The organism is Amycolatopsis sp. CA-126428, from assembly GCF_002904335.1.
Taxonomy (GTDB): domain Bacteria; phylum Actinomycetota; class Actinomycetes; order Mycobacteriales; family Pseudonocardiaceae; genus Amycolatopsis.
The window spans coordinates 132206-144748 of record NZ_PPHF01000019.1 but is presented as its reverse complement, the minus strand read 5'-3'; the positions used below and the strand labels follow the sequence as shown (position 1 = coordinate 144748).

Below are 12543 nucleotides of genomic sequence, written 5' to 3'. Positions count from 1 at the left end.
CGGGCGGCGGCCCCCTCGGTAGCCTGGCGACGTGGGAACGGAGGTGGGCCAGGCGCCCGCATGGCGGCGCGCGGCCCGGCTCTTCACGGCGCCGTCGCGCACCAAAGAGGCCGCCCCCCTGCGCTGGGACCTGGGGTTCTACCTGGCCTGCCTGGCTTTCGCGCTGCCGACCGCGCTGGTGTCCGAGTTCTACGGCTACCGCGTCTGGGGCAACTTCGCCACCGTCGCGTACGGCTTCGGCGCGGCACACAGCGGCTACCTGCTGCTGTCCGCACGAAGCGGGCGTACGCCGCGCGGCGTAGCCGGTTCACGCTGGTGCGGGATCGCCGCGGTGGCCCTGTTGGCGATGATCCTCCCCTTGGCGCTTCTGGTGATTCGGCGCCTGACCGGAGTGGACTGGCTGATCACGCCGTTCTCGTGGGCCGCGCAGCCCGAGGTCTGGGTGATCGAGCGGTCCGCGGATCTGCTGCTGCACCACGGAACGCCGTACGTCGACGTCACCGCGCTCGGCCGGCCGCCCGTGGTAAACGATTACACGCCGTACGGGCCGGTCATGGCGATCTTCGGGCTGCCGCGGGCGCTGTTCGGCGGCACGCCGCTGACCGACGCGCTCACCGACGCCCGCTGGATGTTCGCCCTGGCCGCCTGCGCGTGCGTGCTGGGCACGCTGAAGCTGCTGAAGTGGCCGCGGGTGCCGGTCGGCGCCGCGCAGCTCGCCCTGGCCTGTCCGCTCACCGCGCTCACCTGGGCCGTCGCCGGCCCGGACCTGGCGATCGTCGGCCTGCTGGTGCTCAGCTGCGCGCTCGCGGCCACCGGGCGGGTCGCCTGGTCGGGCCTGGTGCTGGCGCTGGTCGTCAGCGCCAAGCTCATCGTCGCGCCCGCGGCCGCCGTGCTGGCGGTGCTCGTGCTGGTGCGCCGGGGACCGGATCGCCCCGGAACGGGCCTCGACTGGGCGGCGCTGGGCCGGTTCGCGGCGGCGCTGGTGGCGACGACGGCCGCCCTGCACCTGCCGGTGTACCTGGTGGATCCGGCGGCGTTCGTCGAGCACGTCGTGCGGTTCCCGCTCGGGATGGGCGTGGTGCGATCGCCCGCGGCCAGCCCGCTGCCGGGCCACCTGATCGCCGAGACCGGCCCGGTCGGCCAGGTGGCGGCGTTCGTGCTCGTCGGCGCCGCGGCCGTGGCGATGGTGGTCTGGCTGGTGCGCCGGCCCCCCGCGAACGGCTCCGGCGCACTCCTGCGCACCGCCGTCGGACTCGGCGCGTTGATCCTGCTCACCCCGGCCACCCGGTACGGCTACCTGGTGTACCCGCTGGTCCTGCTCGGGGCCCACCTGGCGTTCCGCGTGGCCGAAGTTCCCGCTGCGCCCCCCGCGCAGCAGTCCGCGACTACTTCTTCTTGACCCTGGTGGCCCCGCCACGCCCCCGCAGCTGGACGCCGGACTCCGACAGCACCCGGTGGACGAACCCGTAGGACCGCCCCGTCGACTCCGCGAGCGCCCGGATGCTCGAGCCCTTCTCGTATTTCTTCTTCAGGTCAGCGGCTAGCTTGTCGCGCGTGTTGCCGGTGATCCGCGCGCCTTTCTTGAGATCAGCCACGTCGATCGCCTTCCCGCCGAGAGTGTTCTGGGCCACATATCGGCCCCTGCCGGGGCAATGATCGAACACTGAGCGCCGGAATGCCAGACGACAGACGCGAAACAGCCGAAATTGCGATCACATTGGGCCATTCCAGTGCTCTACGGCGAGTGATCTTGCACCCGAATGGACGCACGCCTCAGGCGAGCTGGACAAGTTCGAGGTAGTCCGCCGACCAGTGGTCCTCGGTCCCGTCGGGCAGCAGGATGACCCGCTCGGGCTCCAGCGCCTCGACCGCTCCCGGGTCGTGCGTCACCAGGACGACGGCACCGGCGAAGCTGCGCAAAGCGTCCAGGACCTGGGCGCGGCTGGCCGGGTCGAGGTTGTTCGTCGGCTCGTCGAGCAGCAACACGTTGGCAGCACTGGAGACCAGGCCCGCCAGCGCGAGCCGGGTCTTCTCGCCACCGGAAAGCGTGCCGGCGGGCTGGTCGAGTTGTTCACCGGCGAAGAGGAACGAGCCGAGCAGGTTCCGCAACTCCTGCGCACCGGTGTCCGGAGCGAGATGTCGGATGTTTTCCCACACCGACGCATCATGATCAAGAGTTTCGTGTTCCTGTGCGTAATACCCCAAGCGCAATCCGTGACCCGGAACGACCGATCCGGTGTCCATGGTTTCCATTCCGCCCAGGAGCCGGAGCAAAGTCGTCTTTCCCGCGCCGTTCAGCCCGAGTACGACGACCTTCGAACCGCGGTCGATGGCGAGATCGACGCCGGTGAAGATTTCCAGCGAGCCGTAGGACTTCGAGAGACCCTCGGCGGTGAGCGGGGTGCGGCCGCAGGGCGCGGGCTCCGGGAACTTGATCCGGGCGACCTTGTCGGCGTGGCGGGTGTCCTCGAGGGAGGACAGCATCTGCTCGGCGCGGCGCGCCATGTTCTTGGCCGCCACGGCCTTCGTCGCCTTCGCGCCGAGCTTCGCGGCCTGCTGCTGCAGGGCCGACGCCTTCTTCTCGGCGTTGGCGCGCTCACGGCGGCGGCGCTTCTCGTCGGTGGCGCGCGCGTCGAGGTAGCGCTGCCAGCCCATGTTGTAGAGGTCGAGCTCGCCGCGGGTGGCGTCGAGGAACCACACCTTGTTGACCACGTCGGCCAGCAGCTCGACGTCGTGGCTGATCACGACCAGGCCGCCGTCGTGCTGCTTGAGGAAGCCGCGCAGCCAGTTGATGGAGTCGGCGTCGAGGTGGTTGGTCGGCTCGTCGAGCAGCAGGATCGTCTCGGACTTGCCGCCGGCGCCGGCTTCGGCCGCCGCGAACAGGATCCGCGCCAGCTCGACGCGGCGGCGCTGGCCACCGGAAAGCGTTCCCAGCGTCTGCGCGAGGACGCGGTCGGCGAGGCCCAGGTTGGAGCAGATCCGCGCGGCTTCGCTCTCCGCGGCGTAGCCGCCGAGGGAGGCGAAGCGCTCTTCGAGGCGGGCGTAGCGGTTGATGGCCTTGTCGCGCGCGGCCTCGTCGACGAGCTCGGCCATCGAGGCCTGCGCCTTCTCCATGTCGCGCATCAGCTTGTCCAGACCACGCGCGGAGAGCACGCGGTCCTTCGCCGTGACCGACAGATCGCCTTCGCGCGGGTCCTGCGGCAGGTAGCCGAGCTCGCCGGTGCGGCGGACGTCGCCCGCGTGCGGCTCGCCTTCGCCGGCGAGGACCTTCAGCGAGGTGGTCTTGCCCGCGCCGTTGCGGCCGACGAGGCCGATGCGATCGCCGGGCTGGATGCGGAGGGTGACGCCGTTGAGCAGGATGCGCGAGCCCGCGCGCAGCTCAAGGCCGGTGGCCGTGATCAAGGAAACTCCCGTGGACGGGGGTGAACGGAGGACAGCGCTCGAGAAGGGAGCGTTTTGGAGGACAGCGTCAGGCGGCCGCTCGGGCCGCGGCGTCACTCCAGCTGGATATCCACGGAACCCAGTGTACGGGCTGGGCGCCAGCGGATTTTCCGGACGTGTGCGGACTCACCCGTCGCGCAGCGTGACCTGCACGGACAGCGCGCGGACGGCGGCCTCCTCGAGCACGGCCCGGCTCGGTTCGCCGACGTCCAGCACGCGGGCTTCCGCACGGGAGAACAGCGGGGCCAACCGGCGGTCCTCGCGCAGCTCGTCGAGCGCGCGCCGGTCACCTCCGAGCACCACGGCATCCACTTCGGACAGCCGGGGCACGAGCACTTCGAAGACGTCTTTCGCCGCGTCCTGGAGCGCGTGCCGGGCCTGCCCCGCGCGACGCCGGGCGAAGCGCTGCTGCGACCAGCCGCCCGCGGCGGAACGGCCCTGCACGAGGTGCCGGTCGGTGCGCGAGACCTCGATCCGGCCGTTCCGCGCGATCCCGACGCTGTGACTCCCCCGCCGCACCACCACGAGCGCGATGCGCCGCGGCACCAGCGCGTGGGCGACGAGCCCGGCCACGGACGGTTCTCCGAGTGGCCCGAACGGGACCGCGGCGGTCGCGGAGGTGCCGTCGGCCGCGGTCACGCGGACCTCGTGCGCCGTTCCCGAGGTCGCCGTGATCCCGCCGTGCCGCTCGGCGAACCGCGTGAAGAACCCGGCCAGCCGCTCGGGCGGTACCTCGACCGCCCGCCCGCCGCCCGCGACTTCCCGTGGCTTCACGGGGAAAACGGTACGGGGCCGCCGCGATCACCGCGACGGCCCCGTACTGCTGGTGGTGCGTTACAGCGGGTGCACCGGACCGTTGTTCGTCACGCTCCGCACGTTCGACGGCGCGCCGGCCGCCGGGGGCTGCACGAAGCCGTTGATGTGCAGCGCGACCGAACGGATGAAGCCGGCGTCGCCGCCCGCCGCGTCGACCACGCCGAACGTCCACGTGCCGTCGGCCGCCGCGCCGGCGAGGTTGCCGGTCAGGGCCTGCGTCGGCCGCCACGAACCGGTGAACGGCGCGTTGGCGGAGGTCACCGTGCTGAACGCCGCCGCCGCGTTGTCGGCGAAGACGACCTGGCACAGGTTCTTGCCCGAGCCGCCGTTGCGCTGGAACACCGTGGCCTTCGCGCCCGAAGGCGACGTCAGCGTGCCGATCAGGTCACCGACGTAGGAGTGGTTGAGCCCCACCGTCGTCGAGGTCGGATCGGTGCTGCACGTGGTGCCGTCCACGGAGAACGTCACCTTGGACGCGCGGCCGACCCCGGTGACCGGGATGGTCACCGATGCCCCGACCGGGCTGTTGTCCGGGATCGCCACCGGCGCGCCGGCGTAGGCGAAGTCCTGCGCGACCGGCGACGGGGTGCCGACCGGGAGCGCGAAGGACGTCGTCGTCGGCGAGTGCGCCCCGGCGAAGGTGACGCGGGCGTTCAGCACCACCGGCACGCCGAGCTGCTGGCTCGCCGGAACGGTGATGGTGAAGTCGTTCACGCCGGTCTGTCCCGGGCTGATGGTGCCGTAGGACTTCGAGCGGGGCGCCACGGTGACACCCGGGGTCGGGCTGGTGAGCACGACGCTGGTGGACACCGCCGTGCCGTCACCGTCGTTGGTCACCGGCAGCGTCACCTTGGCGGTGTCGCCCGGGTCGAGCGCCGAGCCGCCGTCGGCCGGGGTGACCGTCGGCTGCTTCGCCACCGCGAGGGGCTGCGGGCTGGCGCCGGTGTAGGCCAGCACCTTGTCCGCGAGGATGACGCCGGACCCGGTGAAGTTGTCGCGACCCGGGGTCTCGATGTCGATCGCGGTGTTGATCAGCGCTTCCCGCACCTCCGCGGGCGGCAGGCCGGGGTTGCCGGACAGCACGAGCGCGGCGATGGCGGCCGCGTGCGGAGCGGCGGCCGAGGTGCCGAAGAACGGGTTGAACCCGCTCACGCTGGTCTGCACGCCGTCGGCCGCGGTGATCTCCGGCTTGTTCCGGACCTCACCACCGGTCGAGGACACGTTGCCCGGGGTGATCGGCGTGCCGTTCGCCTCGTAGAACACGCGACGCGGACCGTCGGAGGTGAACCGCTCGGCCTTGGTGGCACCGCTGAACGAGCCCGGGTACGGGCCCGCCGGGTTGGCCGGGTCGCCCGGCTCCAGGGCCCGGCCGAACGCCTTGGCCGCCGGGGCCGCCGCGACGCTGAAGGCGTCCCGCGCGGCCGAGTGGCCGACCGTCACGCCCGGGGTGTTGTAGGCCTTGAGCCCGTCGGCCGAGTCGGAGAACCGGCCGCGCAGCGCCGAAAGCGACAGGTAGCGGTTCGCCCCGGAGAACTTCACGACCGCCAGGCGCAGCCCGGTGCCGCCGAAGGTCGGCGTCTGCAGGATCTCGTACGGGTCCTGGGTGCCGTCCTGGACGTTCTGGCTGAAGCTGACCACGGCCCCCGCGGAGTTGAGCAGGTAGAGGTCGTAGTCGTTGGCGGACGCGCCGAGCGGGTCCGACCAGTGCAGCGTCACCGGGACGCCGGCCGAGGACGCGTTCGAGATGGGCTCGTAGATCTGGTTGCCCGCCGCGCCGGCGAAGTTGTGCGCGGTGCCGGCGAACTTGCCGACCGACTTGCCGGAGTCGACGAAGTCGCCTTCCCAGTGCGCGGCGGTGCCGCTGGCGACGTTGCCTTCGTTGCCGGCGGACGAGAAGTACAGCGCGCCGTCGGCGGTCACGTCGTTCACGGACTGGGCGATGATCCAGTCCTGGAACGGCGATTCCTTGAAGTAGATGACGTCGTCGACGATGACGTCGCAGTGCGACTCGAAGCGCAGCTTGCGGATGTTGTCCGCGAAGCTGGCGTCCGAGTTGAACGCCGAGGCGAAGCCGAGCGCGGCGCGGGGCGCGAGATCGTGGATGATCTCGAGCATCGCGGTGCCCTCGTCGCCTTCGCCCTCCTGGCCGGCGATGACGTCGACGTCCGGCGGGAGTTCGCCCTTGGCCTGCGAAGCGGCCAGGGAGTCGACGCCGTCGGACAGGGCGCACGCCTTGACGCCGACACCGGTGACGCCGAACTGCTGGCGCGCGAGGTCGGCGTTGTGGGCCCGGTCGCCTTCGCTGACCAGCGGCGCGGCCGCGGCCGCACTGCGCTGGGTCTTGGCGCTGACGGCCTTCTGCAGCTCGCCGGCGATGCGGTCGGCCTTTTGCTGCTTGGTCTCGGTCTTTTCCGGCGTCGTCGCCGGCGTGGCCAGTTCCCGGGCGGTCATCGCCTGGTCGGCCTGCTCGACGCGCTTGACGTCCCCGCGCGCGGCGATCTCGCCGACCTTGCCGAGCGGCACCTCGGCGCGGACGCTGCCGTAGCGGTCGGACACCGCGCGGATGCCCGCACCGGCCTTGGTGAGCCCGGCGAGGAGGTCCGGCGAGACCTTGCTCGCGCGGATGTCGACCAGGACGGTCCCGGCCGCGGAAACGGCGGCCCCGGACTGCAGTGCGTTCAGCTGCTTCCCCACGCCCTTGGCGGCGACGAGCAGCTTGCTGTCCAGTTTGGACTCAGCGGCGGTGCGGCCCGCCTTGACCGCCTGCAGGGCGGCGATTTGCTGTTGCGCGGTTTCACTGAACGCGTCCGGACCGGACGCGGGTGCGGCCCCCGCGACAGGCGGGGAAACCAGCCCGAGCGCGGCGAGCAGTGCCGCGGCTCCGGCAGTGAGCACAGTGGATCTCGATCTGTTGGAACGGGTACGGCGCACGGGCGCCCTCCGATTCTCCAGGCGCGTGCCCCGACTCACGCTGACCGACGCCGGTGATCACCGGCGGGACCCAGTCAAGTACCGGTAGTTCTCCGTAAACATCAGCCGTTCGAGTGACAAAGGACGGATAATTTCCGGAATGGGACGGATGACGTAGGCCGTTCAGCGCAGCGGTGAACCGGTCACCGGACACGCAGCGGACAAATGATCGTCCCACCACGGTCGGCAAGGGTGACCACGGAGTGGGAAGTCCACAAGCGCCAGACCGGACTGTGCAACCGGGGAAGCCACGGGCGAAGTTCGTTACGGCACATGGGCGGCGGCGGTGCGGTGGGCGGCGGGTGCGGTGCGCGGCATCGCGGGCGGGGGCGTGGCCGTGCGGGGCGCGGCGGTGCGGGCGCGGTGCGGCGGTGCCGGGGGCATGCGGCACCCTAGGGCGATGCGGCGCGCGGCGGGCGCAGTCCGAGGCGGGCGGTGGGCAGGGTGCGGCGCGCAGCGGGAGGCGATGCGGTGCGCGGTGCGCGGCAGCGCGGCGCCCGAGCGAACCCGAATCCGGCCTCAGCCCAGCCCCCCGACCACCCCGCTCAGAGCACGAACGAATCCGACCACGGCTGCGAAGCCCGCCCGGACAGCGCATCCAACAGCGTCACCGCCTGCTTATCAGTCAGCGAGGCCACAAAGTCGACCACCGCCCGCCCGCGCGCGAGCCCGCGCACCGCGTCCGCTCCCGTCACCGGCTCGCCCGTCGCCCCCACCAGCAGCTCCGGTGCCGAGCGCGCCAGCCCGGCGTACTCCGCCCGGGCCAGCTCGACCAGGTCGTGCAGCCGGCGTGGCAACCGGGACACCTCGTCGCGGTCGAGCAGCCACGCGTCGAGCGCGTCGACCAGGCTCGTCACCACCCCCGCCTGGCCGCGCTGGTGCAGCGCGAGGTCGGGGCGCAGCAGCACGAACCGGCGGTGCACGAACTTCAGCACCTGGACCTCGTGCCACTGGGCGGGCCGCAGCGAGACGTGCCCGGTGCGGGTGGACGGCGAGGGCAGCAGGAACACGCCGTCGACCAGGCGGGCCGTCCAGTTCGCGGAAAACGCCGCCGTGGCCTGCTCCGCCTCGATCGAGCCGTCGAACTCGCCGGCCAGGAGCCCGTCGACCAGCTCCGCGCGCACCCGCGCGACCGCGGCGGCGAACGCGTCGTCGTCGACTATCCAGGCGTCCTTGGCGTGCATGCGGCGGCGGAGGCGTTCGAGCGAGCGGCCCGGGCGGCGCAGCTCCGCGTGCAGCGTCTCGTCGTCCAGCGACGCCAGCTCCCCCGCGTGCTCGAGCCACTCCCCCAGCTCCGCGGCGACCGGCGCGTGCTGCAGGACGCCGATGCGGTGGAAGTCCTGCAGGTCGTGGATGGCGTAGGCGATGTCGTCGGCCGTGTCCATCACGGACGCTTCGACCGTCTGCTGCCAGCTTTCGACGCGGCCCGCGAAGGCCGCGCGCGCCTGCTCGAAGTCGTCGAGTTCGGTGGCGTAGGCGGAGAACTTGGCCGCGCCGGTGCCCGGCAGGCCGTCCGGCTCGGCCGCCCCGCGCGGGGGCACCGCCAGCTCGGACGGGTGCGGCGCGGGGTGGTGCAGCCGCAGCCACGGGTACTTGAGGACGGCGGCGCGCACCGCGGCGGTCAGGTCCAGCCCGATCGCCGACGGCCCCCGCACGTCGGTCGTGGTGATGATCCGGAACGTCTGCGCGTTGCCCTCGAAGCCGTCGGCGAGGCCGAAGCGGTGGCGGGCGATCCGGTCGAGCGTCTGCTCCCCGAGGTGCCCGAACGGCGGGTGCCCGAGGTCGTGGGCGAGCGCGGCGGCCTCGGCGACGTCGGGGTCGCAGCCGCCGAGCTTGTCGGCCAGCCCGGCGTCCGGCCCGCTGGTGACGCGCTCGGCGATGGCCCGCGCGACCTGCGCGACCTTGAGGCTGTGGGTGAGCCGGTTGTGCAGCAGCCCGGCGCCGGCGGCGCTGACGACCTGCGTCACCCCGCCGAGCCGCGCGAAGAACGGCGACGCGGCGATCCGGTCGCGGTCGATCCGGAACGGGCTGGTCGCCAGGTCGGTGAACCCGCCGACGTTCGCCACGGGATCGCGCCGGGCCGTCCGCGGGTCGGTCTCCTGATCCATGCGCCCGACCTTATCCGCAGGTTCACCTGAACGGCGGGCAGGCGCGTGGGTACCCCGGAGGCATGTCCCGACGGATGGTCACGACACTGGCGGCGCTCGCTTTCACCACGGCCTCGTGCGGCACCCCGCCCGGCTCACCCGGCACGACGACCTCGACCTCGACAGCGACCTCGGTGACGACCTCGGCCTCGGCGACGGCGAAGCTGATCAAGGTCCCGGACGTCTCCGGCATGAACCACCAGGACGCCCAGAACGCGATGCAGCGCGCCGGCCTCTACAACCTGCGCGAGGTCGACGGCACCGGCCAGGGCCGCGCCCTGGTGATCGACCGCAACTGGCGCCAGACCGGCCAGGACCCGGCGCCCGGCACGGAGGTCCCCGCCGACGCGGTGATCACCCTGACGGCGGTCAAGTACGACGACCGTTAACCCTCCGGCGGAGTCGTGTACGCCTTCAGCGTGCGATCGGCGGCCGCGCGGGCCTGGGCCGGGTCCGCGCCCGCCGCGACGTCGGCCTCGTACCAGGCCTCGTTCGAAGCCGTCATGAAACGGATGCCGTCGGCCGACATCATCCACGCCATCGCCGCCTCCGGGTCGACGGCCGTGCCCGGCGCGGACAGGTGCAGGACCAGGCCGACCAGCGCCCCGTCCCAGCCGATGCCGACCGCGCCCGGGCCGAACTCGTCCCAGCGCTCGTCGACGTGCGCCACGTGCTCCAGCTCGAACCGCGTGCCCTGCCCCTCCGGCGTCAGGCGGACCTCGATCCAGCTGACGTTGCCGCCGAACTCCCACGTCGCGGCGAAGCTCTTCGGCGGGTCGCAGCGCTCGACCGTGCCGCCCGCGTTGCCCTCCAGCTGGTACTTCCCGCCGAGCTTCAGCTCCCCGCTGACCGGCAGGAACCAGCGCGGGATGCGCTCGGGGTTCGTGCAGGCGTCCCACAGGTCGTCGACATCGGTGTCGTAGACCTGGCTGATCGTGAGGACGCGGGCCTCCTTCCCCTCGAGCACCCGGTCGCCGAGCGTCCGGCGGACGGCGCTGATCTGGTGGCTGACGTCGATCACGAGCCTTCTCCTTCTTCGGGGTGGCGCCGGGCCCGCTTGCCCCGGGCGATTTCGGTGGCCAGCGCGTCCAGCGGTGGCGTCCAGTACCGGCGGAACTTGCCGAGCCAGTCGTCGACGTCCCGCAGCGGGGCGTGGCCGACCGCGTACAGCCGCCTCGTCCCGTCCTGGCGGACGACCGCGAAACCGTTGTCCCGCAACACCTTCAGGTGCTGGGAGACGGCCGGCTGCGAGATGCCGAACTCGGCCCGGATCACCTCGGTCACCGCGCCGGCGGCCCGCTCGCCGCCGGCCAGCAACTCGAGGATCCGGCGGCGGACCGGGTCGCCGAGGACGTCGAACGCGTGCACCTGGCCAAACTACAAGCTTCGACTTATATAAGTCAAGGCTGAAACAGCTACGCCGATGTGGGTAATCCCCGGTGAACATCAGCCGACATCGGTTCCGCTGCGCCGCGCGACCCGCGACGATCGGGGCCGTGAAGTCGCCACGCGCGGTCCGCTTCGCCTTCCAGCCGCTGTACAGCCTCCACACGGGAGGTGTCGTGGCGCACGAAGCGCTGGCCAGGCCCGGCCGCGGCACCGTCCCCGAACTGCTCGCCCAGGCGCGCCGCGACGGCCGGCTCGCCGAGGCCGACCTCGGGCTCGCGGTGGCCGCCGTCCGGCAGGACGCCGAAAACCCGACGTCGCTCTCCCTGCACCTGAACCTCTCCGCCCGCACCCTGGCCGCGCCACCGGCGATGTACGACGACCTCCTCGAAGAGCTCGGCGACGCGGGCCGCCGCACCCGCGACGTCGTGCTGGAGATCGGGCCGCCGTTCGCGGCGCTGCCGGCCGGCCGCGCGCTCGCCGGCCTGCGCGAGCTCACCGAACTCGGCTTCCGGCTCGCGCTCGACGGTCTCGGACGCGGCGACCTGCCGCTGGGCCTGCTGGTCGAGGCGCCGGTCGACCTGGTGAAGCTCGACCGGACCGTGCTGCGCGGGCTGCCGGACGACCCGGCGTCGGCCGCGGTGGTCGAGGCGCTGCTGCACTACACGAACCGCACCGGTACCCGGCTCGTCGCGACCGGCGTGGAGACCGACGCGCAGCTCGACGCCGTCCGCGGCCTGGGCGTCCGGATCGCGCAGGGACACCTGCTCGCGCCGCCGACCGCCGCCGGGCCCGCGCCGGCCCTGCTCACCCGCGGCCGTCCCTCGAGCGGGGCGCCGGCACCGTGCGTCGGCGACTTCCTCCGCCCGGCGACGACCCTGCCGGAAACGGCGACGTGCGACGAAGTCCGCGCGGTGCTCGCGGCGGCGGACGCGCCTTCGGGCGTGGTCGGCGTGGACGAGCTGCACCGGCCGCGCTGGTCGGTCGACCGGACCCGGTTCCTGGTGGCCGTCACCGGCCCGTACGGGCACGCGTTGCACGCGAAGCGCCCGGCGGCCCGGCTCGCGGACACCCCGCACACGATCGAGGCCCGCGCCGGCGCGATGGAGTTCCTCGAGCTGGTCACCGACGCCGACTGGGGCCGCACGGGCGACGACGTGGTCGTGGTCGACGAGCTCGGCCGCTGCCTCGGCGTGGTGCTGGTGACGGAGGTGGTCCGCGGCGTGGCCGAGGCGAAGGTCGAGGCGGCCGCGGCGCTGAACCCGCTGACGCGCTTGCCGGGCAGCGACACGATCGCCCGCGACGTCGCCCGCCGCATCACGATCGGCGAGCCGTTCGTCGCGGCCTGGCTGGACATCGACAGCTTCAAGGCGATCAACGACACGGCGGGTTTCGCGGCGGGCGACAACCTGATCCGCGAGCTGGGCGCGGCACTGACCGAGCTGGCCGGCGGCCTGCGGCGGATGCGCGTGAGCCACGTGGGCGGCGACGACTTCCTGGTGGTGTGCGACGTCGACGAGATCGCCACGGTGGCGGGGGCGTTGCTGGACCGCGCGTGGTCGGCGGAGGGGCGGCCGGTGACGGTGTCGCTGGCGACGCTGGTCTGCGCGAGCGGGGCGATCGGGTCGTACCACGAGGTTTCGCGATTGCTGGCGCCGCTGAAGAAGCGCGCGAAGGCGGTGCCGGGGTCGAGCTGGGTGCTGAGCCGCCCGGGTGCGGAGCGGGTGGAAGTGCTGCGCGGCATCGGAACCCGCGGCCTGCAGGCCGCCGCGGGCTGACGCGC

10 protein-coding genes are annotated in these 12543 nt (G+C 72.7%); 3 read left to right on the top strand and 7 right to left on the bottom strand.

Features of this window, described 5'->3' with window-relative positions; translation table 11 throughout:
* Positions 1 to 31 precede the first annotated feature (31 nt).
* Complete coding sequence (locus C2L58_RS04915) at positions 32 to 1399, top strand: glycosyltransferase 87 family protein (protein WP_103336175.1); 1368 nt, start codon at positions 32 to 34, stop codon at positions 1397 to 1399.
* On the opposite strand, the gene C2L58_RS04910 is transcribed toward C2L58_RS04915, so the two are convergent.
* The 5 genes from C2L58_RS04910 to C2L58_RS04890 all read right to left on the bottom strand — a co-directional run bounded on the left by C2L58_RS04910 (position 1386) and on the right by C2L58_RS04890 (position 9335).
* Positions 1386 to 1595 (bottom strand): helix-turn-helix domain-containing protein, encoded by a 210-nt coding sequence (locus C2L58_RS04910; RefSeq protein ID WP_003071237.1) that lies wholly within the window; start codon positions 1593 to 1595, stop codon positions 1386 to 1388. The genes C2L58_RS04915 and C2L58_RS04910 overlap by 14 nt on opposite strands.
* Before the next feature lie 178 nt (positions 1596 to 1773).
* Positions 1774 to 3402, bottom strand: a complete 1629-nt coding sequence (locus tag C2L58_RS04905; protein WP_103336174.1) for an ABC-F family ATP-binding cassette domain-containing protein — start codon at positions 3400 to 3402, stop codon at positions 1774 to 1776.
* A gap of 165 nt (positions 3403 to 3567) precedes the next feature.
* The gene (locus C2L58_RS04900) at positions 3568 to 4215 is read right to left on the bottom strand and encodes an acVLRF1 family peptidyl-tRNA hydrolase (protein WP_103336172.1); all 648 of its coding nucleotides are present in this window, start codon (positions 4213 to 4215) and stop codon (positions 3568 to 3570) included.
* 60 nt (positions 4216 to 4275) lie between these two features.
* Positions 4276 to 7152: a S8 family serine peptidase gene (locus tag C2L58_RS04895; protein ID WP_103336171.1), complete on the bottom strand. Its 2877-nt coding sequence runs from the start codon at positions 7150 to 7152 to the stop codon at positions 4276 to 4278.
* 620 nt (positions 7153 to 7772) lie between these two features.
* The gene (locus C2L58_RS04890; RefSeq protein WP_103336169.1) at positions 7773 to 9335 is read right to left on the bottom strand and encodes a deoxyguanosinetriphosphate triphosphohydrolase family protein; all 1563 of its coding nucleotides are present in this window, start codon (positions 9333 to 9335) and stop codon (positions 7773 to 7775) included.
* A 62-nt stretch (positions 9336 to 9397) separates the two neighbouring features.
* Here C2L58_RS04890 and C2L58_RS04885 point away from each other — a divergent pair, with 62 nt between their 5' ends.
* Positions 9398 to 9763 carry a PASTA domain-containing protein gene (locus C2L58_RS04885; protein WP_233225552.1) on the top strand — a complete coding sequence of 122 codons (366 nt, stop codon included), beginning with the start codon at positions 9398 to 9400 and terminating at the stop codon, positions 9761 to 9763.
* Here C2L58_RS04885 and C2L58_RS04880 read toward each other — a convergent pair.
* The gene (locus C2L58_RS04880; protein WP_103336166.1) at positions 9760 to 10395 is read right to left on the bottom strand and encodes an SRPBCC family protein; all 636 of its coding nucleotides are present in this window, start codon (positions 10393 to 10395) and stop codon (positions 9760 to 9762) included. The two genes, C2L58_RS04885 and C2L58_RS04880, sit on opposite strands and share 4 nt — an antisense overlap.
* A complete protein-coding gene (locus C2L58_RS04875) occupies positions 10392 to 10742 on the bottom strand; it encodes an ArsR/SmtB family transcription factor (protein ID WP_103336164.1) in 351 nt (116 codons plus the stop codon). Before C2L58_RS04875 ends, C2L58_RS04880 begins: the two co-directional genes overlap by 4 nt.
* A gap of 128 nt (positions 10743 to 10870) precedes the next feature.
* On the opposite strand from C2L58_RS04875, the gene C2L58_RS04870 reads away from it, so the two are divergent.
* Positions 10871 to 12538 (top strand): GGDEF domain-containing protein, encoded by a 1668-nt coding sequence (locus tag C2L58_RS04870; protein WP_103336163.1) that lies wholly within the window; start codon positions 10871 to 10873, stop codon positions 12536 to 12538.
* Positions 12539 to 12543: the final 5 nt, after the last annotated feature.

What these genes read in the sequence shown, in the direction of transcription:
- C2L58_RS04890 (WP_103336169.1), bottom strand. Translation starts at nt 9,335, where the DNA reads ATGGATCAGGAGACCGACCCGCGGACGGCCCGGCGCGATCCCGTGGCG.
- C2L58_RS04885 (WP_233225552.1), top strand. Translation starts at nt 9,398, where the DNA reads ATGTCCCGACGGATGGTCACGACACTGGCGGCGCTCGCTTTCACCACG.